The organism is Devosia geojensis, from assembly GCF_000969415.1.
Taxonomy (GTDB): Bacteria; Pseudomonadota; Alphaproteobacteria; order Rhizobiales; family Devosiaceae; genus Devosia; species Devosia geojensis.
The window spans coordinates 109,683-129,687 of the sequence record NZ_JZEX01000124.1 but is presented as its reverse complement, the minus strand read 5'-3'; the positions used below and the strand labels follow the sequence as shown (position 1 = coordinate 129,687).

Annotated in this window: 20 protein-coding genes; 6 read left to right on the top strand and 14 right to left on the bottom strand. The window is 67.1% G+C overall.

Annotated elements, in window-relative coordinates; genetic code table 11:
• Positions 1 to 26 precede the first annotated feature (26 nt).
• The 6 genes from VE25_RS15105 (at position 27) to VE25_RS15080 (ending at position 7,449) form a co-directional block, all read left to right on the top strand.
• Positions 27 to 587 carry a F0F1 ATP synthase subunit delta gene (locus VE25_RS15105; protein WP_046109456.1) on the top strand — a complete coding sequence of 187 codons (561 nt, stop codon included), beginning with the start codon at positions 27 to 29 and terminating at the stop codon, positions 585 to 587.
• Entirely contained in the window at positions 587 to 2,122 is a 1,536-nt protein-coding gene (atpA, locus tag VE25_RS15100; protein ID WP_046109455.1) for a F0F1 ATP synthase subunit alpha, read from the top strand. The genes VE25_RS15105 and atpA overlap by 1 nt, the downstream gene beginning before the upstream one ends.
• A 71-nt stretch (positions 2,123 to 2,193) precedes the next feature.
• On the top strand, positions 2,194 to 3,078 hold the full coding sequence (locus tag VE25_RS15095) for a F0F1 ATP synthase subunit gamma (RefSeq protein WP_046109454.1): 885 nt from the start codon (positions 2,194 to 2,196) through the stop codon (positions 3,076 to 3,078).
• A 21-nt stretch (positions 3,079 to 3,099) separates the two neighbouring features.
• Positions 3,100 to 4,539: a F0F1 ATP synthase subunit beta gene (gene atpD / locus VE25_RS15090; RefSeq protein ID WP_046109453.1), complete on the top strand. Its 1,440-nt coding sequence runs from the start codon at positions 3,100 to 3,102 to the stop codon at positions 4,537 to 4,539.
• A gap of 15 nt (positions 4,540 to 4,554) precedes the next feature.
• On the top strand, positions 4,555 to 4,980 hold the full coding sequence (locus VE25_RS15085) for a F0F1 ATP synthase subunit epsilon (protein WP_046109452.1): 426 nt from the start codon (positions 4,555 to 4,557) through the stop codon (positions 4,978 to 4,980).
• Positions 4,981 to 5,286: 306 nt separating this feature from the next.
• Positions 5,287 to 7,449 (top strand): methyl-accepting chemotaxis protein, encoded by a 2,163-nt coding sequence (locus VE25_RS15080; RefSeq protein ID WP_083988974.1) that lies wholly within the window; start codon positions 5,287 to 5,289, stop codon positions 7,447 to 7,449.
• Between the two features lie 142 nt (positions 7,450 to 7,591).
• Here the strand turns inward: VE25_RS15080 and VE25_RS15075 are convergent, their stop codons facing one another.
• The 14 genes from VE25_RS15075 to VE25_RS15010 all read right to left on the bottom strand — a co-directional run bounded on the left by VE25_RS15075 (position 7,592) and on the right by VE25_RS15010 (position 19,914).
• Positions 7,592 to 8,278: an aspartate/glutamate racemase family protein gene (locus tag VE25_RS15075; RefSeq protein ID WP_046109451.1), complete on the bottom strand. Its 687-nt coding sequence runs from the start codon at positions 8,276 to 8,278 to the stop codon at positions 7,592 to 7,594.
• A gap of 4 nt (positions 8,279 to 8,282) precedes the next feature.
• The gene (locus VE25_RS15070; RefSeq protein ID WP_046109450.1) at positions 8,283 to 8,822 is read right to left on the bottom strand and encodes an RNA pyrophosphohydrolase; all 540 of its coding nucleotides are present in this window, start codon (positions 8,820 to 8,822) and stop codon (positions 8,283 to 8,285) included.
• Positions 8,823 to 8,833: 11 nt separating this feature from the next.
• Positions 8,834 to 9,964 carry a divergent polysaccharide deacetylase family protein gene (locus tag VE25_RS15065; protein ID WP_046109449.1) on the bottom strand — a complete coding sequence of 377 codons (1,131 nt, stop codon included), beginning with the start codon at positions 9,962 to 9,964 and terminating at the stop codon, positions 8,834 to 8,836.
• A gap of 80 nt (positions 9,965 to 10,044) precedes the next feature.
• Positions 10,045 to 11,397, bottom strand: a complete 1,353-nt coding sequence (locus tag VE25_RS15060) for a S41 family peptidase (protein WP_046109448.1) — start codon at positions 11,395 to 11,397, stop codon at positions 10,045 to 10,047.
• Positions 11,398 to 11,404: 7 nt separating this feature from the next.
• A complete protein-coding gene (locus tag VE25_RS15055; protein ID WP_152664636.1) occupies positions 11,405 to 12,823 on the bottom strand; it encodes a murein hydrolase activator EnvC family protein in 1,419 nt (472 codons plus the stop codon).
• 116 nt (positions 12,824 to 12,939) lie between these two features.
• Complete coding sequence (gene rlmH, locus VE25_RS15050; RefSeq protein WP_046109447.1) at positions 12,940 to 13,422, bottom strand: 23S rRNA (pseudouridine(1915)-N(3))-methyltransferase RlmH; 483 nt, start codon at positions 13,420 to 13,422, stop codon at positions 12,940 to 12,942.
• Positions 13,423 to 13,434: 12 nt separating this feature from the next.
• Entirely contained in the window at positions 13,435 to 13,761 is a 327-nt protein-coding gene (gene rsfS, locus VE25_RS15045) for a ribosome silencing factor (protein WP_046109481.1), read from the bottom strand.
• A gap of 249 nt (positions 13,762 to 14,010) precedes the next feature.
• On the bottom strand, positions 14,011 to 14,652 hold the full coding sequence (locus tag VE25_RS15040) for a nicotinate-nucleotide adenylyltransferase (protein WP_280136842.1): 642 nt from the start codon (positions 14,650 to 14,652) through the stop codon (positions 14,011 to 14,013).
• A gap of 92 nt (positions 14,653 to 14,744) precedes the next feature.
• A complete protein-coding gene (locus VE25_RS15035; RefSeq protein WP_046109446.1) occupies positions 14,745 to 16,025 on the bottom strand; it encodes a glutamate-5-semialdehyde dehydrogenase in 1,281 nt (426 codons plus the stop codon).
• Positions 16,026 to 17,171 carry a glutamate 5-kinase gene (gene proB / locus VE25_RS15030; protein WP_439328909.1) on the bottom strand — a complete coding sequence of 382 codons (1,146 nt, stop codon included), beginning with the start codon at positions 17,169 to 17,171 and terminating at the stop codon, positions 16,026 to 16,028.
• Positions 17,159 to 18,202, bottom strand: coding sequence for a GTPase ObgE (gene obgE, locus VE25_RS15025; protein ID WP_046109444.1), 1,044 nt, complete (start codon positions 18,200 to 18,202; stop codon positions 17,159 to 17,161). Before obgE ends, proB begins: the two co-directional genes overlap by 13 nt.
• Complete coding sequence (locus tag VE25_RS15020; RefSeq protein WP_046109443.1) at positions 18,199 to 18,735, bottom strand: GNAT family N-acetyltransferase; 537 nt, start codon at positions 18,733 to 18,735, stop codon at positions 18,199 to 18,201. The genes obgE and VE25_RS15020 overlap by 4 nt, the downstream gene beginning before the upstream one ends.
• The gene (locus VE25_RS15015) at positions 18,732 to 19,262 is read right to left on the bottom strand and encodes a GNAT family N-acetyltransferase (RefSeq protein ID WP_052731998.1); all 531 of its coding nucleotides are present in this window, start codon (positions 19,260 to 19,262) and stop codon (positions 18,732 to 18,734) included. The genes VE25_RS15020 and VE25_RS15015 overlap by 4 nt, the downstream gene beginning before the upstream one ends.
• The gene (locus tag VE25_RS15010) at positions 19,246 to 19,914 is read right to left on the bottom strand and encodes a Type 1 glutamine amidotransferase-like domain-containing protein (RefSeq protein ID WP_046109442.1); all 669 of its coding nucleotides are present in this window, start codon (positions 19,912 to 19,914) and stop codon (positions 19,246 to 19,248) included. Before VE25_RS15010 ends, VE25_RS15015 begins: the two co-directional genes overlap by 17 nt.
• Positions 19,915 to 20,005 lie beyond the last annotated feature (91 nt).

The window sequence follows — 20,005 nt, the reverse complement described above, 5'->3', positions numbered from 1 at the left end:
CGGGCAATCGAGAGGGTGAAGCGGCATTGGCAGCGCAGAATTCAGTTCTCGTTGGGATCGCGCGGCCATATGCGTCGGCGCTTTTCGATGTCGCCCGGAGCGAAAATCAGCTGGCATCGGTGGAAACGGCCCTGAGCGACGTCTCCCGGCTGGTGGGTGAGAGCGAGGATTTCTCGCGCTTCCTCAAATCGCCGGCGATCAAGGCCGAAGAGAAGGCTCAGGCGCTCGACGCGATCCTTTCCAAGACGCAGACAAATCCGCTGGTCGCCAACCTGCTGAAGCTCGTGGCGCGCAACGGGCGGCTCTTCGCCCTGCCGCAGATCGTCGATGCCTTCAAGGCGCTGGCCGCCGAAGCGCGCGGAGAAGTGACCGCCGAGGTGACCTCGGCCGCGCCGCTCTCCGACGCCCAGGCCAAATCGCTTTCGCAGACGCTCGCCGAAAAGGTCGGCAAGGTCGTCACGCTCAACCAACATGTCGATCCCTCGCTCATCGGCGGCCTTCAGGTGAAGGTCGGCAGCCAGTTGATCGATTCTTCCCTCAAGACAAAACTCGCAGCGATGAAGATCGCCATGAAAGAGGTCGGATAATGGACATCAAAGCCGCGGAAATCTCTGCGATCCTCAAGGACCAGATCAAGAATTTCGGCCAGGAAGCCCAGGTTTCCGAAGTCGGTCAGGTGCTCTCGGTCGGCGACGGCATCGCGCGTGTCTATGGCCTCGACAACTGCCAGGCCGGTGAGCTCGTCGAGTTCCCGGGCGGCATCAAGGGCATGGCGCTGAACCTCGAAGAGGACAATGTCGGCGTCGTGATCTTCGGCGACGACCGTTCGATCAAGGAAGGCGACACCGTCAAGCGCACCGGTTCGATCGTGGATACCCCGGTCGGCAAGGGCCTGCTCGGGCGCGTCGTCGACGGCCTCGGCAATCCGATCGACGGCAAGGGCCCGATCGAATACACCGAACGCCGCCGCGTCGACGTCAAGGCGCCGGGCATCCTGCCGCGCAAGTCCGTGCACGAGCCGATGTCGACCGGCCTCAAGGCCATCGACGCCATGATCCCGATCGGGCGCGGCCAGCGCGAGCTCGTCATCGGCGACCGCCAGACCGGCAAGACCGCCATCGTTCTCGACACCTTCCTCAACCAGAAGCCGGCGCATGCCGCCAACGCTTCCGAGACCGAGAAGCTCTACTGCATCTACGTCGCCGTCGGCCAGAAGCGCTCGACCGTGGCGCAGTTCGTCAAGCAGCTCGAGGATTCGGGCGCACTCGAATATTCGGTGGTGATCGCCGCGACGGCGTCCGACCCGGCTCCGCTCCAGTACATCGCGCCCTTCGCCGGCTGCGCGATCGGCGAGTACTTCCGCGACAATGGCATGCACGCCGTGATCGCCTATGACGACCTGACCAAGCAGGCCGTCGCCTACCGCCAGATGTCGCTGCTGCTGCGCCGCCCGCCGGGCCGCGAGGCCTATCCCGGCGACGTCTTCTACCTGCACTCGCGCCTCCTCGAGCGCGCCGCCAAGCTCAACGAAGATCACGGGCTCGGCTCGCTGACGGCGCTGCCGATCATCGAGACACAGGCCAACGACGTGTCGGCCTACATCCCGACCAACGTGATCTCGATCACCGACGGCCAGATCTTCCTCGAGACCAACCTCTTCTTCCAGGGCATCCGTCCGGCCGTGAACGTCGGCCTCTCGGTGTCGCGCGTGGGTTCGTCAGCCCAGGTCAAGGCGATGAAGCAGGTGGCGGGCTCGATCAAGGGCGAGCTGTCGCAGTACCGCGAGATGGCGGCCTTCGCCCAGTTCGGCTCGGACCTCGATGCGGCCACCCAGCGCCTCCTCAACCGCGGCGCGCGCCTCACCGAGCTTCTGAAGCAGCCGCAGTTCTCGCCGTTGAAGACCGAAGAGCAGGTCGTCGTGATCTTTGCCGGCATCAACGGCTATCTCGACGATCTTCCGGTCAACAAGGTCGGCGATTTCGAGAAGACCGTGCTCTCGGCGTTCCGCTCCAAGCACGCCGATATCCTCGGCGCGATCGCCAAGGAGAAGGCCCTTTCGGACGAGCTGCGCGCCAAGGTCAAGGACGCGCTCGACGCCGTCAAGAAGACCTACGCGGCCTAAGGCCATCCGCGACAACAAGAATGAGGGCGATTTGCCGGAACGGCAAACGACCTGAAGGAGACGATGGGCTCATGCCGTCGCTGAAGGACCTCAAGAACCGGATCGGCTCGGTCAAATCGACCCAGAAGATCACCAAGGCCATGCAGATGGTGGCCGCCGCCAAGCTGCGCCGTGCGCAGGAGGCGGCGACGGCCGCCCGTCCCTATGCCGAGCGCATGGGTAAGGTGCTGGCCGGGCTCTCTTCGGTTTACGAGGGCCGCGAAGGCGCCCCGACGCTGCTGGCCGGCACCGGCAAGGACGACGTGCATCTGCTGGTCGTTGCGACCGGTGAGCGCGGGCTTGCCGGCGGCTTCAACTCCTCGATCGTGCGCCTGGCGCGCGATCACGCCAACCGGCTCATCGCCGAGGGCAAGACGGTCAAGATCCTGACTGTCGGGCGCAAGGGCAACGATGTCTTGAAGCGCACCTTCGGCGACAGGATCGTCGATTACATCACGCTGCGCGAAGTGCGCCAGATCGGCTTTGCCAACGCCCACGACATCGCCGCCAAGATTCTTGAGCGCTTCGAGGCGGGCGAGTTCGATGTCGCCACGCTCTTCTATTCGAAGTTCGTCTCGGTCATCAGCCAGGTGCCGACCGCCCAGCAGATCATCCCGGCCAAGTTCGAGGCCGAGCAGGCGAATGCCGCGGCCGGCGCCGATCTCGACTACGACTACGAGCCGAGCGAGGAGGCGATCCTTGCCGACCTTCTGCCGCGCAACATCGCCGTGCAGGTGTTCCGGGCGCTGCTCGAGAACAACGCTTCGTTCTACGGCGCGCAGATGACGGCCATGGACAACGCGACGCGCAATGCGGGTGAGCTGATCGGCAAGCTGCAGCTGTCCTACAACCGGCAGCGCCAGGCCCAGATCACCAAGGAACTCATCGAAATCATCTCGGGCGCCGAGGCGCTCTAAAAGAACCACGAGGATTTGACTATGGCAGACAAGAAAGCCGGTCGCATTTCGCAGGTCATCGGCGCCGTCGTCGACGTGACGTTCGACGGGCACCTGCCGGCCATCCTGAACGCGCTCGAAACCGACAACAACGGCAGCCGCCTCGTCCTCGAGGTCGCCCAGCACCTGGGCGACAACACCGTGCGCACCATCGCCATGGACTCGACCGAAGGCCTCGTTCGCGGCGGCGAAGTCGTCGACACCGGCTCGGCCATCGCCGTGCCCGTTGGCGATGCGACCCTCGGGCGCATCATGAACGTCATCGGCGAGCCCATCGACGAGGCCGGTCCGATCGGCGCCGAGGCCAAGCGCGAGATCCACCAGCCCGCTCCCGAGTTCGTCGAGCAGAACCCGGAAGCCGAAGTGCTGGTCACCGGCATCAAGGTCGTCGATCTCATCGCCCCCTATGCGCGCGGCGGCAAGATCGGCCTCTTCGGCGGCGCCGGCGTCGGCAAGACCGTGCTCATCCAGGAGCTGATCAACAACGTCGCCAAGGCCCACGGCGGTTATTCCGTGTTCGCCGGCGTCGGCGAGCGCACCCGCGAGGGCAACGACCTCTACCACGAGATGATCGAATCGGGCGTGAACAAGGACCCGCACGAGAACAACGGCTCGGCGGCCGGTTCCAAGTGCGCGCTCGTCTTCGGCCAGATGAACGAGCCCCCGGGGGCCCGCGCCCGCGTCGCGCTGACCGGCCTCACCGTCGCCGAGAACTTCCGCGACCAGGGCCAGGACGTGCTGTTCTTCGTCGACAACATCTTCCGCTTCACCCAGGCGGGTGCGGAGATGTCGGCGCTGCTCGGCCGCATTCCTTCGGCGGTGGGCTACCAGCCGACGCTGGCGACCGACATGGGCGCCATGCAGGAGCGCATCACCACCACCACCAAGGGCTCGATCACCTCGGTGCAGGCCGTGTACGTTCCGGCCGACGACATCACCGACCCGGCCCCCGCCTCGACCTTCGCCCACCTCGACGCGACCACCGTTCTCGATCGCTCGATCTCGGAAAAGGGCATCTACCCGGCCGTGGATCCGCTCGGGTCCACCTCACGCATCCTCGATCCGCAGGTCGTCGGCCAGGAGCACTACGAGGTTGCCCGTTCTGTCCAGCAGATCCTTCAGCGCTACAAGGCCCTGCAGGACATCATCGCGATCCTGGGCATGGACGAGCTCTCCGAAGAGGACAAGCTGACCGTGGCTCGCGCCCGCAAGATCGAGCGCTTCATGAGCCAGCCCTTCGACGTGGCCGAAGTCTTCACGGGCGCGCCGGGCGTCTTCGTCCAGCTCGAGGACACCATCAAGGGCTTCAAGGGTCTGGTGAACGGCGAATACGACCACCTGCCGGAAGCGGCCTTCTACATGGTCGGCACCATCGAGGATGCCGTCAAGAAGGCCCAGAAGCTCGCCGCCCAGGCGGCCTAACAAAAGCGAAGATCCATGGCCGAAGGCATCAAGATCGACATCGTATCGCCCGAGCACCTGGTGCTGTCGGAAGAGGTTCGTTCGGTGACCGTTCCGGGCACCGAAGGATACTTCACCGTCATGGCCGACCATGCGCCCTTCATGTCGACGCTGCGGCCGGGCTTCATCACGGTGTCGGGCACCGACGGCAAGGCCGAGATCTACTTCGTGCGCGGCGGCTTTGCCGACGTTTCGCCGGAGGGACTGACGATCCTCGCCGAGGAAGCGTCCTCGCTTGCTGATTTCAGCCAGGCCGAGCTCGAAGAGCAGATCAAGCAGGCCCAGGAAGAGCTGGAGCGGGCCGAAACGCATGAGGACCGCACCTATGCGCAGGAACTGGTCAGCGCGCTCCTCAACCTCGCCATCGAGGCCGGACAGATCAACGGCGCCCATATCCACTGATCGCGGATAAACCGCCGGTTACAATCAGCCGCCCCGGCTCCGCCGGGGCGGTTTTTTGTTGGGCAGCAGATGAAGGCCACCCGGCGCTCGCGCGCACCTCTCCCTTGGGGAGAGGTCGACCCGCAGGGGTCGGGTGAGGGGGCCCTTTGCCGCGGAGCATTTGCATACAAATTGTGCAAACTGCCACGGTTGCCCCAATCGCGTTCTCCCTTAAGGCCCGATTAAGGTTTTGGACGGCACTCTGCCCCCTCGGATGGACTTTTTTGGGGGCCGGACGACTACCCGGCGTTTTTGGGGTAACGCCAGATGAGACTGTTCTCGCGTCTCTTTTCCAATATGAGGCTGACATTCGCCATTGCCGCGCTCGCCATCGGCTCCATTGCCGTCGCCATCGCCGCGGTCATCTTCAGCCTCACCGTCAACCTTTCCGCCTCGGTCCGCGAGGAAGCCGATGCCGCGGTAACGAGCGGCTTGCGCATCAGCGGCGAGATCCTGCGGGTCAACCTGCCGAGCCTCGAAGTCGTCAAGGACGAGGCCGGCGAGGTCTCCGCCTTCGTCGTGCGCAACATGCCGCGTTTCCGCAGCAACGACGTCATCGACGCCATCGCCGATGTCGCCGGTCAGGATGTCACCATCTACGTGCACGACCCCGAGCAGGGCCCGGATTTCGTCGCCGGCACCACTAGCATCGCCCGCGCCGATGGCACACGGGCGCTCGATTCTATTACCCCGGGCACCGCTCTCCACGAGGCGCTGATCGCCGGGCAGCCCGTGCGCGGCGAGTCGGTCATCGAGGGCGTCGGCTATTACACCCATCACCAGCCGATCGTCCATCCGGATGGCCAGGTGCTCGGCGCGCTGATGGTCGCGGTCGAGCGCGCGCCGATCAACGCGCTCATCGGCAATACCCGCAACCTTCTGCTGATGGTGGGGGCGCTCTCGCTCGTCGTCATCGGCGGGCTCGCCTTCCTCGTCTCGCATGCCCTGACGCGTCCCATCCCCCGGCTCTCGCGGGTGATGGCGGCGATCGCCGAGGGCGAGTTCGAGAGACAGGTGCCCTATACCGGACGCAGCAACGAGATCGGCGTCATGGCGCAGGCGGTGGAGGTCTTCCGCGGCAACTCCAAGCGGATCGCCGAGCTCGGCGAGGAGACCCGCCGGCACCTCGAGGAGGCGGCGGACCATACCGGCCAGCTCGCCGCCATGTCGAAATCCCAGATCGTCGTCGAATTCACCCTCACCGGCGAAGTGATCTCGGCCAACGACAACTTTCTTGCCCTGGTCGGCTACGACCTGGAGGAGGTCGTTGGCGCACCCAACGCGAAATTCCTCTTCGATGCCGATCCTGGTTCGGAGGCTTATCGGCGATTCTGGGCCGATCTTGCCGGCGGCGAGTTCCGCAGAGGCGAGTACCGCCGGCGCACGCGCGACGGGCGGGAAGTGTGGATCCAGTCGACATTCAACCCTATCCTCGGCATCGACGGGATTCCCTACAAGATCGTGCAGCTGGCGAGTGACGTCACCGCGAGGAAGCAGACCGTCGCGGCCGTCGGCGAGGCGCTGGAGCGCCTGTCGGCCGGGGACCTCACCGCCAGCATCGAGACGCCGTTCCCCGCCGAGTTCGAGGACCTGCGCCATGCCCTCAACGGAACGGTCACCCAGTTCGGCGCGGTCGTCGCGCAGATCAAGCGCACCTCCCGGTCCCTCAAGATGGCGACGGGCGAGATCCTGTCCGGGGCCAACGACCTTTCCGGGCGCACGACCCGGCAGGCGGCGACCATCGAGGAAACCTCGGCGGCCATGGAGCAGCTCGCGGCCACCGTGCTGCGGAACGCCGGGAAGGCGCGCGATGCCAGCGGCAACGCGCATCGCGTCGCGCAGACGGCCGAAGAGGGCGGCGCGGTGATGGGCCGGGCGAACGAGGCCATGGAGCGCATCTCGGCATCGTCGGCCAGGATCTCGTCGATCATCGGCATGATCGACGACATCGCCTTCCAGACCAACCTCCTGGCGCTCAACGCGTCCGTGGAAGCAGCGCGCGCCGGAGAGGCCGGCAAGGGGTTTGCCGTCGTCGCCGTCGAAGTGCGCCGCCTCGCCCAGTCGGCGGCCGAGGCGTCCTCGGAGGTCAAGGCGCTCATCGAAAAATCGGCCGACGAAGTCAATGGCGGCGCGAGGCTCGTCGCCGATGCCGCCGCCAAGCTGGCCGCCATGCTCGAGGAAGCGCGCGCCAATACGCAGCTCGTCGAATCGATCGCGGCCGAGAGCCGCGAACAGGCCGCCGCCATCGAGGAGGTCAACGGCGCCGTGCGGCAGATGGACGAGATGACCCAGCACAACGCCGCCCTCGTCGAGGAAACCAACGCGGCCATCGAGCAAACGGAAGCGCAGGCCAACGAACTCGACCGCATCGTCGACGTATTCGTCGTCGAGGACGCTGCGGAAGCCGCAGACCGCCGTCGCGCTGCCTAGACTCTGTCATGTTCGACCGGAGGAGGCCGGCTCCCCTCCCCCTTGAGGGGAGGGGGCGGGGGTGGGGGTCCATCAGCGATCCACACAACCCCCCTCAAGGGGAGGGAGGCGAAGGAGTGGTCGATTCCGCACCGCTTGAGGTCTACTCCAGCGCCGCGGCGACCAGCGCCTTGGCGTGCAGTTCGGTGGTGTCGTAGACCGGCAGGGGACTGACGGAGTCGTCGATCAGCATGCCGATCTCCGTGCAGCCGAGGATCACCGCCTCGGCGCCGCGCGCGGCGAGCAGCTCGATGGCGGAAACGTAGCGGCGGCGGGAGTCCTCGGTGACGATCCCCCTGCACAGCTCATCGTAGATGATCCCGTTGAGGTTGGTCACATCCACCTCCGGCACCAGCACGTCGAGCCCGCGCGCGTTCAGCCGCTCGCGGTAGAACGGCTTTTCGAGCGTGAAGCGCGTGCCGAGGAGCCCGACCCTCCCGAAGCCGTCGGCGAGCAGCGCCTCGGCGGTCGGATCGGCGATGTGGACGAAGCGGGCGTCGAGCCCCGCCGTCATCTCGTCGGCAACGATGTGCATGGTGTTGGTGGCAAGCCCCAGCACCTCAGCCCCCGCCGCGACGAGCCCGCGCGCAACGCCTGCCAGGCGCACGCCCGCCGCCTGCCAGTCGTCGGCGCGCTGCATCGCCTCGATCGGCGCGAAATCGACCGAGTGCAGGATCACCTCGGCCGAATGCAGGCCGCCCAGGCGCCGGGCGGTCTCCTCATTGAGGATGCGGTAGTAGTGGGCGCTCGATTCCCAGCTCATGCCGCCGATGAGGCCGATGGTTCGCATGGCTTTAGACGTGGGTGAAGCGGCGCGGGATGTCGGCGAAGGCGGCGGCGACCTGCTCGTATGCGTCGCGTTTGAACGGCACGATGATATCGGGAGCCCTGTCGAGCAGCTCCCAGCGCCAGGCGTCGAATTCGGGCTTGTGCTTGCCGCCGCCGGGCGCGGCGACGTCGATCTCGCCGTCGGGTCCGGTGAAAGCGAAGGCGAACCAGCGCTGGCGCTGCCCGCGGTACTTGCCTTTGAGCACGACCCCCAGCAGCTCGTCGGGCAGGTCGTAGTGGATCCACTCGGGCGCCTCGGCGACGAGGCTGACCGAGGAGATGTTGGTCTCCTCGAAGAGCTCGCGCAGCGCCGCCTGGTAGGGCGTCTCGCCCGGATCGATGCCGCCCTGCGGCATCTGCCAGGGCGCGCCCCTCTCCGGCGCATTTTCCGGGTCGCCCTCGGGCATGCGCCGGCCCATGAACACCTTGCCGTCCCGGTTGAACACGGCCACCCCGACGCAGTCGCGATAGGGCAGCTTTTCGCGCAGGGTCGCGGGATCATGCATGGCAAAAAGTCCTATTCCATCAGCGCGCTGGCCGGCACCAGCGTCACGTTCTTGGCTTCGAGCGTCGCCGCCCACTCGGCGACGGTGCGGATCGACACCGGCAGGGCGCTGACGACGCCGATGGCGCTGCCGGTCTGCCTTGCCTTGGCTTCCAGGTCGGCGAGGGCGGCGAGGATCGCGCCGCTCTCCGGGTTGGTATCGAGCGTCATGTCGGCACGCGAAAACGGCACCTTGTTGGCGGCGGCGAGTTCACGCGCGAGGGAACGGTTGGAGGAGCCGTCATCGAGATAGCCGAGGCCGCGCAGGCCAAGCTCCTCCATCACCGGGGCGAAATCGACGCCCGAGGCGGTGAAGCGCGCGCCCATGTTGTTAACGACGCCGGCATAGCCGGAAAAGCGCGAAAGCAGCCAGAAGAGTTTTTCGAGGTTGGCGCGCGGCTCGGCCCCGGTGACGAGCGTCTGGGGGCCGGGATCGTTGTCGGGATAGTCGAAGGGCTCCAGCGGCACCTCGAGGAAGATCTCGTGGCCGGCGCCGCGGGCGGAGGCGACGACGGTCCCGAGGGAGCGGCCATAGGGCGCGAAGGCAAGGCTCACCGCATCGGGTAGGCGCTCGATCGCCTCGAGCGAGCCGGCTTCGTTGATGCCGAGTCCGACGACGAGGATGGCGACGGCCGGACGGCCGGGCGTCAGGGGCGCGGCGAGCGGGCGTTTATAGGTGGCGAACGGCGTCTTGCCGGTTCCCGAGGCGCGGGGGATGGGGCCCTGCGGCCCTTCCTCGATGAGGTCGGGGTCGATGACGGCGGTACCGGCAGGGGCCTCTGCCTGCGCCAGGGTTGCGGGAGAAGCCGGTGTTTCGCCGACTGGGTATTGCTGGGGGTCGGCAGTGATGGTCACCTGGCCGGGCGTCGCCGCGACCTGCCCGGCGATGGCGTTGCCGTCATGGGGCGACCCGATGGGCGCCTCTGCGACAGGCCTGCCCCCATCGGGATCGTCGGAGAAGACGAGCCAGCCGGCGACGACGCCGACAATGAGGAGGATGAGGGCCGCGCCGATCCGGGCAAGCGGCAAGCCGTTCCCCAGGCGCCCGGCGTCCGCGGCGCGGCGCCGGCGGCTGCGTAGTGGTGCGCTGAGATCTTCGGCCATGGCCCCCAAGGCTCGCGAAGTGAACGAAAGCTGGCCGGAGGGCGAATCACGCCGCCCCGGCCAGCCCCTCATTTAGCACATCAGCTCTCGGGCGTCGGCGGGAAGGCCGGATTGGTCTCTTGCCCGTTGATCAGGCGGATCGCGTACTGGAGCTGGGTGTCTTCGGTCTGCTCGATCGGCACGTAGACCGAGGAGCCGACCGTCGGTTCCTCCTCGGCTTCGCCGGCGATATGGCCGGCAAGCCCAGCCTCGCCGATAATCTCGTCGCGGCCCTGGAATTCCTCCGGCACCACCTGCGTGACGACGATGTCGGGCTGGATGCCGGCGGCCTGGATGGAGCGGTTGTTGGGCGTGTAGTAACGCGCGGTGGTCAGTCGCATCGCCCCGTTGGGTCCGAGCGAGATGATCGACTGCACCGATCCCTTGCCGAAGGAGCGGGTGCCGACGAGCGTGGCGCGCTTGTGGTCCTGCAGGGCGCCGGCGACGATCTCGGCGGCCGAGGCCGAGCCGCCATTGATCAGCACCACCAGCGGCACTTCGGCGATCTTCTCGTCGAGCGCGTCGGGCTTGGCGTCGTAGCGCGCGCTCTCCTCGGGCAGACGCCCGCGGGTCAGCACCACCGAGCCTTGCTTGAGGAACGCATCGGCGACGAACACCGACTGGTCGACGAGCCCGCCCGGATTGTTGCGCAGGTCGAGGATCAGGCCCTTGGGCGGCTCGCCGCCGCGCTCGTCGTAGATCTCGTTGATGGCGTTCTCGATGCCCACGAACGCCTGCTCGGAGAAGCGGGCAAGGCGCAGCACGCCCACATCCCCTTCCATCGACCAGCGCACCGCGCGCAGCGCGATGATGTCGCGCGTCATCGAGAATTCGAGCGGCTGGGACACGCCTTCGCGCACCACGGTGATCTCGATGTCGGTGCCGACGGGCCCGCGCATCTTTTCCACCGCCTCGTCGAGGGAGAGGCCCTGGATCGACTCTCCGTCGATCTCGACGATGAGGTCGTTGGCGAGCACCCCGGCGCGGGCGGCCGGCGTTTCGTCCATGGGCGTGACGACCTTGACGATGCCGTCCTCCATGGTGACCTCGATCCCGAGGCCCCCGAAGGTGCCCGACGTATCCTCGCGCACCTCGTCGTATTCGGCGGGCGGCAGGTATCCCGAATGCGGGTCGAGGGAGGTCAGCATGCCCTGGATCGCGGCGCGGATCAGCTCCTTCTCGTCCGGGGCGTCGACATATTCGGCGCGGATGCGGTCGAAGATCTCGCCGAAGAGGTTGAGGTCCGAATAGATTTCGAGCGGATCGCGCTCGACGCTCGCGGCAGCGTCCACCGCGGCTTCGTCCTGGTCCTGGGCGAGGGTCGTCGAGACAGGCAGCGCCGGCAGGAGCAACGCCAGGGTCAGGGCGGCCGAACGGAGAGTCGTGAGGCGCATCAAGAAATCATCCACTTTCAGTTTGGGCTTCGCGCGCCCACCAGCCGGTGGGATCGATCGGCTCGTTGTCGCGGCGCAGTTCAATATAGAGGGTCGGTTGCGAGTTGCCAGCGCTGGTCGTGACCATACGGCCAATTGTGCGTGATCCCATGGTGCCGACCGGCTCGCCCATCAGCACGAACTGGCCGATGTCGACGGTCACGGTTTCCAGCCCGGCGAGGAGCGCGGTGTAGTTCTGGCCTGTATTGAGAATGACGATTTGGCCGTAATTGAGGTAGGGACCCTTGTAGAGCACCCAGCCGTCGGCGGGCGAAACCACCTGCGCCTCAGCCCTGGTGACCAGAGAAACGCCGTGGGCGATGCCGCCGAACCCGTCATTGGCGCCGTAGTCTACCACGGTGACGCCGTTGGCCGGGCGGGCGAGCCAGCCGCGCACCTGCTCGAAGGGCACCGCCGGTTCGGTTCGGGCGGTGTTGGCGAGGGCGACCTGGATCTCCTCCTCGCTGAGGGTCGGCACGGTGCCGGCCTCGGCGACGGCGCTTGCCGCGTTCATGCGCTCGTTGAGGCTGGCGATGAGGTCGCGCAGGGTCGTCGCCCGCTCGGCGAGCGCGACGGCCTCCTGCTCCTCGACCGCCAGTTCCTCGTTCATGGTGTCGACCCCCTGTTTCCTCGCAAGGATCAGGGTCGCGATGCGCAGCTGCTCTTCTTCGAGCACGGCGAAGTTGGCGCGCAGCAGCTCTTCTTCCTCGAGCATCTGCCCTTTGATTTCCGTCAGGCGGGTGAGGTCGGCGGTGATGGTCGCGGCCCTCTCCTGCAGTTGCGGCAGGATGGCCGAGATGAGGAGGGCGCCGCGGGCCGACCCCAGCGCGTCGGATGGATCGACGAGCAGGGCGGGGGGCGGGTTGCGCGAGATGCGGGCGAGGGCTGCCAGGACGTTGGCGATCTCGGCGTCGGCCCCGTCGAGGCGCCCCCGCACCTCGAGCTCGGAAACGATCAGCTCGTCGAGCCGCTGCTCGATGTCGGCGACCTCGATTTCGGCCAGCTTGACACGCTGGGCGGCAGCGATGAGGGCGGCATTCTGCCGGGTGCGGTCGCCCTCCATCTCGGCGATCTCGCCCCGCAATTCGTCGGCCCGCTCGCGCGAAAGGGTGATCGAGCGCTCGATCTCGGTGAGGGTCTCCTGCGCTTCCTCGACGGTCTGCGGCTCGGTGGATGTTTCGGCGTCCGGCGCGTCGGCCGGCGTCGGCTCGGCGGGGTCGGCCCCGGTTGCGGGCGCCTCGGGCGCGGTCTCGTCCTGCGCCGGCGGGCCTTCTTGGGCCGGCGGAGCCTGCGGCTGCGTCTGGGCGATCGCCGGCCAGCCGAGCGCGAGCGCAAGGCCGAGCCCCGCGCCCATCGTCATCCATCGCAAACCGGGCAGAACCGCCACCGCCGCCTTCTCAGCCTCTTCTCATCGCGCGCCGCGAATCAACGGCGGCGAGCTTAGCAACCGGGTCCACAACCGGAAGTTAACATTGCTTAACCATAAGAGGCGGCGATCCGTCTTCAGTCTCCCCGGTGGTAGGGGTGCCCGGCAAGGATGGTCGTTGCGCGATAGAGCTGCTCGGCCAGCATGATGCGCACCATCTGGTGCGGCCAGGTGAGGGGCGAAAAGCTGAGGACGAGGTCGGCCTCGGCAACGAACTCAGGATCGAGCCCGTCGGCGCCGCCGATGATGAAGCTCACCGCCGGTCGGCCGTCGTCGCGCCAGCGCGCGATCCTTTCGGCGAATGCGGCCGAGCCCATGGATCTGCCGCGCTCGTCGAGCGCGACGCGTACGCCTTCCGGCAGGAGCGCCGAGAGCGCGCGGGCTTCCTCGGCCTTGCGGGCGGCAGCGGCGGCCGCCCGGGATTCGGTGGTTTCGGAAACCTCGAACCCGGTCAGCGCCAGCGGCTTCCCGCCGCCGGCGGCGCGCTCCAGATAGCGCGCAACAAGCTCTCGTTCCGGCCCCGCCTTCATGCGGCCGACGGCGGCGATGGAAATCCGCATCGAGACGATCGGCTAGTTCGGGTTATCCGAGAACTCGGCCTGCCACATCTTCTCGATGTTGTAGAACTCGCGCACTTCCGGTCGGAAGATATGGACGATGACGTCGCCGCCATCGACCAGCACCCAGTCGCAGTGCGGCAGTCCCTCGACGCGCGGCGAGCCGTATCCCTCGTCCTTGAGCGCACGCATCAGCTGGTCGGCGACGGCGCCGACATGCCGGTGGGAGCGGCCGGAGGTCACGACCATGTGGTCGGAGAGCGAGGATTTGCCGGTGATGTCGATGGCGACGGTGTTCTCGGCCTTGGCATCATCGAGGCTGTCGAGCACCACGTCGATCATGGCGCGTTGAGGAGTTGCGGGGTTCGCCTTGGCGGCCTCCTCAGAGGCCTTCTGGGGCAGGGTCACCATCAGCAATGGCTTCCCGCCCACGCGTTGTCAGCATGGGTCATGCGTTGTCAGAGCATCCTCTTGAGTTGTGCGAATGGACCTTGTCTGTCGTACCAGGAACAAGCGGTCATTCCCATATGGTGATCACGATCACGCCTCATCAATATGCGCTTTGCAGGCTAGCGGTGCAAGATGGCGGGATTATTTCGTCCCGCGCGAGTTGTCGCGGGCGCGGATGGCCGTCGAGGAGAGGCTCGACATCAGCCCATGCAGATAGACCCAGGCCGGCGGGCGCCGGTCGGCAAGCGTCGCCGCCTCGCTCTCGTCGATCCGGTAGCGGGCGAGGGCCGTCGCGGCGCGCGAGGCGGGGGCAAGGCGCGAGGAGCCCGGGCGCACATAGACCGCCATCGGCAGGAGCCGCGCGATGTCGCGCCAGCGCTCCCAGCGGTGGAAACCCACCATGTTGTCGGCGCCCATGATCCAGACGAATTTCCGGTCCGCCAGGCTCGCCTTCAGGAATTTTATGGTCTCATAGGAATAGCGGAACCCCTTGGCCGCCTCGAAGCCGGTGACGCGGATCGAGGGGCTGCCCATCAGCGCGCGCGCCCCTTCCACCCGTTGGCTGAGCGGAGCGAGCTCGGAGTGGTCCTTCAACGGGTTGCCGGGGGTCACCAGCACCCAGACCGCGTCGAGGTCGAGCTTCTTGATGGCCTCCTCGGCAACGAGCTTGTGCCCGTCATGCACGGGGTTGAAGCTGCCGCCGAAGAGGCCGATGCGCATGCCGCGCGCCGAGGGCGGCAGGTCGGTGATGCCGGGAATGATTTGACGACGATGGGTCAGCAAGTGGTGCGGTCCTGCGAGCAGGGGCGGGCTCGCAGGGCGCGCGCCGAGGCCGGGAGGGGGGTGTACCTCGATATTTCCGTCAGAGCTGGCAACTACGGCCTCGTCTGGCCGTCGCCGCGCACGCGGTACTTGAAGCTTGTCAGCTGCTCGACGCCGACGGGGCCGCGCGCGTGCATCTTGCCGGTCGCGATGCCGATCTCGCCGCCAAAGCCGAATTCGCCGCCATCGGCGAACTGGGTCGACGCGTTGTGCAGCAGGATCGCCGAGTCGATGGCGGCGAAGAACTTTTCGACCGCCATCGGGTCCTCGGCGATGATCGCCTCGGTGTGGTGGGAGGAATAGTGCTCGATGTGGGCGATGGCGTCCTCGACGCTGCCGACCACCTTGACCGAAATGATGGCGTCCTCGTATTCGGTCCGCCAATCCTCTTCGGTTGCGGCTTTGGCTGAGGGCAGGCGGCGCATCACCTCGGCGTCGCCGCGGATTTCGCAGCCCTTGGCCATCAGCGCCTTAAGGATCGGCAGCAGGTGCGTGTCGAGCGCGTCGCGATGGACGAGCAGCGTCTCGGCCGCCCCGCAGATGCCGGTGCGGCGCATCTTGGCGTTGAGGGTAACGGTCACGGCCTTGTCGAGGTCGGCGGATTTGTCGATGTAGACGTGGACGATGCCCTCGAGATGGGCAAAGACCGGTACCCGCGCCTCGGTCTCGACGCGCGCCACCAGCGTCTTGCCGCCGCGCGGCACGATCACGTCGATATTGCCGTTGAGGCCCTTCAGCATCTCGCCGACCGCCTCGCGGTCGGTCACCGGCACGAGCTGGACGGCATCGCGCGGCAGGCCGGCTTGCTCCAGCCCCTGCCAGAGGCATTCGACGAGGGCGCGCGAGGAATGGACGCTGTCCGAGCCGCCGCGCAGGATCACCGCGTTGCCCGATTTTAGGCAGAGCGCCCCGGCGTCGGCGGTGACGTTCGGGCGGCTCTCGAAGATGACGCCGATGACGCCGAGGGGCGTCCTCACCCGCTCGATGTGGAGGCCGTTCGGCCGGTCCCATTCGGCGATGATCGAGCCTACGGGATCAGGAAGCTCGGCGATGGTGCGCAAGGCGTCGACGATGCCCTCGAGCCGCTGCGTATTGAGCTTCAACCGGTCCAGGAAAGCCTTGGAGATGCCCTTTTCCTCGGCTGCGTCCATGTCGAGGGCGTTGGCGGCAAGGATGGCGTCGGCGTTGCGGCGCACCGTCTCGGCCGCGCCGATGAGGGCTGCGTGCTTGCGCTCGGCGCTCGCCGTCGCCAGCACTCTGGCGGCAGCGCGCGCCTTGACGCCGATCCCGGCCATCAGCTCGGCCAGCGACTGGTTCTTTTCCAGCGCGCTCATTCAAACCTCCTCCGCTTGCCCTGCCAATAGCACCAGATTGTCCCGGTGCACCAGTTCGGCGCGCGTGCCGAGGCCCAGCATCTCCTGCACGGCCGGTCCCTTCTTGCCCTTGACGAGGCGCGCTTCTTCGCCGTCGAGGCCGACGAGCCCGCGCGCGATCTCGCGGCCATCGGGGTCGAGAATGGAAACCGCGTCGCCGCGCTCGAACGTGCCCGTGACCTTGGTGACGCCGACCGGCAGCAGCGACTTGCCGGTGAGGAGCGCCTTCACCGCCCCGGCATCGAGGGTGAGGCTGCCGCTAACAGCGAGCGAGCCCATGATCCAGCGTTTCCTCGCCTGCGCCCGGCTCTGGGCGGGCTGGAAGAGCGTGTGGCGCGCGCCCTCGGCAATAGCGCGGATCGGGTGCGCCTCGGTGCCGCGGGCGATGATCATCGCCGTGCCCGCCTTGGTCGCGATCTTGCCCGCCTCGATCTTGGTGGTCATGCCGCCGCGCGACAGGTGGCTCGCCGCGCCGCCCGCCATCGCCTCGATGGCGGGCGTGATCGCCGCGACCTCGCCGATGTGCCGGGCTGCCGGGTCCCTGGCCGGCGGGGCGGTATAGAGCCCGTCGACGTCCGAGAGCAGGATCAACAGGTCCGCCTCGATCATGGTGGCGACGCGCGCCGAGAGCCGGTCGTTGTCGCCGTAGCGGATCTCGGCGGTCGCGACCGAATCGTTCTCGTTGATGATCGGCACAGCGCCCATGCCGATGAGCGTCGAGATGGTGGTGCGCGCGTTGAGGTAGTAGCGGCGCTCCTCGGTGATGTTGGGCGTGATGAGGATCTGCCCCGTGACGATGCCATGCTCGGCAAAGGCCCTGTTCCAGGCCTCCGAGAGCGCGATCTGGCCGACGCTGGCCGCCGCCTGGCTCTGCTCCAGCGACAGCGAGAGAGCGTCGAGCCCGAGGATGCGGCGCCCGAGCGCGATGGCGCCCGAGGAGACGATGACGAGCTCGCGCCCCTCGGCCTTGAGGGCCGCGAGGTCCTCGGCAAGGCCCCTCAGCCATTCCGCACGCGGCCGGCCGGTCGCCGCGTCGACAAGCAGCGCCGAGCCGATCTTGATGGTGATGCGCCTGTATGCGGAAAGGGGGCTCGTCAAGGCTTCCAGCTCCCCTCGATCTTGCGGCGCTCCGCCTCGGCCTTTTCGGCGCGCGCCTCGTCGAGCGTCCTCACCACCGCATAGAGCACGTCGTCGACGCCCTTGCCGGTCACGCCCGAGACCTCGTGGACCTCCTGCTTGCTGGCCTTGCGGAGCGCGCGCACCTTCTCCTTCAATTCCTCGGGCGCGATGGCGTCGACCTTGTTGAGCACAACGATCTCGGCCTTCTCGGCCAGCTCTTCCTTGTAGAGCCCGAGCTCGGAGCGGATGACGCGATAGGCGTTGGCGACGTCGTCCTGGGTGCCGTCGATCAGGTGGATCAGCACCTCGCAGCGCTCGATATGGCCGAGGAACCTGTCGCCGATGCCGATGCCCTCGCTCGCCCCCTCGATGAGGCCGGGAATGTCGGCCAGCACGAAGTCGTTGCCGCCGATGCTGACGACGCCGAGATTGGGGTGGAGCGTGGTGAAGGGATAGTCGGCGATCTTGGGCTTGGCGGCCGAGACGGCGGCAAGAAAGGTCGACTTGCCGGCATTGGGCTGGCCGACGAGCCCGGCATCGGCGATGAGCTTCAAGCGCAGCCACACCCACTTTTCCGCGCCTTCCTGGCCGGGATTGGCGTGGCGCGGCGCCTGGTTGGCGCTGGTCTTGAAATAGGCGTTGCCGAAGCCGCCATTGCCGCCCTTCAACAGCACGACGCGCTGGCCGACTTCGGTCATGTCGGCGATCAGCGTTTCCCGGTCGTCCTCGAGGATCTGCGTGCCGACCGGCACGCGCAGGATCGAATCCTTGCCGTCGGCGCCGGTGCGGTTCTTGCCCATGCCATGGGTGCCCTTGCCGGCCTTGAAGTGCTGCTGGTAGCGATAGTCGATGAGGGTGTTCAGCCCGTCGACGCATTCCACGATCACGTCGCCGCCGCGTCCGCCATTGCCCCCGTCGGGGCCGCCGAACTCGATGAACTTCTCGCGCCGGAAGGACACGCACCCGGCCCCGCCGTCGCCGGCGCGAAGGTAGATCTTGGCCTGATCGAGGAATTTCATGTCTTGCGTGCCTTCCAGACGCTACGCGTCAGTTCCGTGTCGATATGCTCCAGCTCGGCCCCGCGCGCAAGGCAGACGAGCCGAGAGCGCCCGATGACGGCAAAGCCGAGCTTCTCCTGCACGGCGAGGGAAGCGGCGTTGAAGTGGAAGAGGCCGGAGAGGATGCGGTTCGCATCGGTCCGCTCGAAGAACCAGTCGACGGCCGTTCCCGCCGCCTCGGTCATCAGGCCCTGGCCCCAGAACGGGCGCGCCAGCCAATAGCCGAGCACCGTGCCGTTGACCCCCTGATGAAAGCCGACGACCCCGACGCACCCCTGGGCGGGAATATCGATGGCAAAGCTCGTTTGCGCAGGGGTCAGTCCCGGTCGCCGGGTCTTCAGCCACGCCTCGGCATCCGCCCGGCCATAAGGGAACGGCACGCGCGCCAGGTTTCCCGACACCGCGAAATCGTTGAGGTATTTCGCGATGTTGCCGGCGTCGTCCATCGTGGGCTCGCGCAGCGTGAGGTGGGGTGTCGTCAGGGTCACGCTCATCGCTCGAACTCCAGCTCGAGATGGACGGTCGGCTTGCCCTTGTGGCGGTCCGAGTCGTCCGGCACTTCGCGCACGCGCTGGAAGCCCTGCTTTTCCAGCACCCGCAGGGAAGCCTTGTTGTCGGCGAGCGCCTTGGCCGCGAGCATCGGGGCAAGGCCTGTTGCCCGCGCCGCGGCAACGAGCGCGCCGAGCGCTTCGCTGGCATAGCCGCGGCCCCAGAAGGGCTCGCCCAGCCAATAGCCGACTTCGGGAAGCTGCGCGTGGAACATGAGGCTGGCGACGCCGATGAATGCGCCGTCCTCGTTGCGCAGCGCATAGGGCTTCTGGTCCGCGCCCGTCGCGATGTTCTCGACGAAATCGACGCCGTCGGCATGCGCGTAGGGGTAGGGCATGCGCGTGGTCCAGCGGGTGACGTTCTCGTTGTCGGCGAGCGGCACCAGCTCGGGCAGGTCCGTGAGCCGCGGCGGGGCGAGCGTCAGCCGCGCCGTGCGCAGGGTTTCGGGCAGGGCCTCACGCAGCTTCGTCATTGCTTCCTCCCAGAAATCGCACATCCTGCCCGTCGACCACGATTGCTTGTCCGTCGCGCAGCGTCCGGTGAGCGAGCCCCAGGCGTTCGAGCCGCAGGGCGGTCGCCTTGGCCAGCGCCGATTCAGGATGATCGGATTCGAAATGCGGCACGATGGAGAAATCGACGAGGTTGAGGCCGTCCCAGACGATTTCGGGATCATAGCCGCGCGGAATCCCGTAAGGATCGTCCATCAGCTCTATGCCGCGCAAGGTGGGCGTTGCCACCACCGCTCCGGCGCTGAAGCCGCCGTAAACGAGGGCGTCGGCGGCAAGAAGCTCGACGATCACCTTCTCGAACCCGCTCATGCGCATCGCCCGGCGCAGGACGAAACTGTTGCCGCCCATCACCCAGACGAGGTCGGAGGTTTCGAGCCTTGCCCGCAGTTGCGCAGGGGTGCCGGCCAGCCTCAGGTCAATGAGCTCGGCCGCGATGCCGAGACGGGCGAACTCGGCCACCGGGTCGTAGACGTTTGCCCGGTAGGCTTCGCGCCGCTCCGCCGGAATGGCGTCGAGGGCGTTGGCGACGATCAGGGCGCGGGTGCCGCCACGCATCAGGGTCACGAGGTCGCCGGGCGTGTCGCCGAGCCGGTAGGACGAGAGATAGAGCCGCATCTGGCTTCTCCAACGAGAAAGGGGAACCGGCGACCGGCTCCCCTTCGATGCTTTTGGCTCTAGCGCCTGCCGGGGAGAAGGTCTCCGGCAG

Excerpts from the sequence above, each read along its gene's own strand:
- atpA (WP_046109455.1), top strand. The coding sequence starts at position 587 with ATGGACATCAAAGCCGCGGAAATCTCTGCGATCCTCAAGGACCAGATC.
- VE25_RS15035 (WP_046109446.1), bottom strand. The coding sequence starts at position 16,025 with ATGAGCGCGCTGGAAAAGAACCAGTCGCTGGCCGAGCTGATGGCCGGG.
- VE25_RS15020 (WP_046109443.1), bottom strand. The coding sequence starts at position 18,735 with ATGAGCGTGACCCTGACGACACCCCACCTCACGCTGCGCGAGCCCACG.
- VE25_RS15010 (WP_046109442.1), bottom strand. The coding sequence starts at position 19,914 with ATGCGGCTCTATCTCTCGTCCTACCGGCTCGGCGACACGCCCGGCGAC.
- rlmH (WP_046109447.1), bottom strand. The coding sequence starts at position 13,422 with ATGCGGATTTCCATCGCCGCCGTCGGCCGCATGAAGGCGGGGCCGGAA.
- VE25_RS15085 (WP_046109452.1), top strand. The coding sequence starts at position 4,555 with ATGGCCGAAGGCATCAAGATCGACATCGTATCGCCCGAGCACCTGGTG.
- atpD (WP_046109453.1), top strand. The coding sequence starts at position 3,100 with ATGGCAGACAAGAAAGCCGGTCGCATTTCGCAGGTCATCGGCGCCGTC.
- obgE (WP_046109444.1), bottom strand. The coding sequence starts at position 18,202 with ATGAAATTCCTCGATCAGGCCAAGATCTACCTTCGCGCCGGCGACGGC.
- VE25_RS15095 (WP_046109454.1), top strand. The coding sequence starts at position 2,194 with ATGCCGTCGCTGAAGGACCTCAAGAACCGGATCGGCTCGGTCAAATCG.
- VE25_RS15015 (WP_052731998.1), bottom strand. The coding sequence starts at position 19,262 with ATGACGAAGCTGCGTGAGGCCCTGCCCGAAACCCTGCGCACGGCGCGG.
- VE25_RS15080 (WP_083988974.1), top strand. The coding sequence starts at position 5,287 with ATGAGACTGTTCTCGCGTCTCTTTTCCAATATGAGGCTGACATTCGCC.
- VE25_RS15075 (WP_046109451.1), bottom strand. The coding sequence starts at position 8,278 with ATGCGAACCATCGGCCTCATCGGCGGCATGAGCTGGGAATCGAGCGCC.
- VE25_RS15065 (WP_046109449.1), bottom strand. The coding sequence starts at position 9,964 with ATGGCCGAAGATCTCAGCGCACCACTACGCAGCCGCCGGCGCCGCGCC.
- VE25_RS15070 (WP_046109450.1), bottom strand. The coding sequence starts at position 8,822 with ATGCATGATCCCGCGACCCTGCGCGAAAAGCTGCCCTATCGCGACTGC.
- VE25_RS15060 (WP_046109448.1), bottom strand. The coding sequence starts at position 11,397 with ATGCGCCTCACGACTCTCCGTTCGGCCGCCCTGACCCTGGCGTTGCTC.
- rsfS (WP_046109481.1), bottom strand. The coding sequence starts at position 13,761 with ATGATCGACGTGGTGCTCGACAGCCTCGATGATGCCAAGGCCGAGAAC.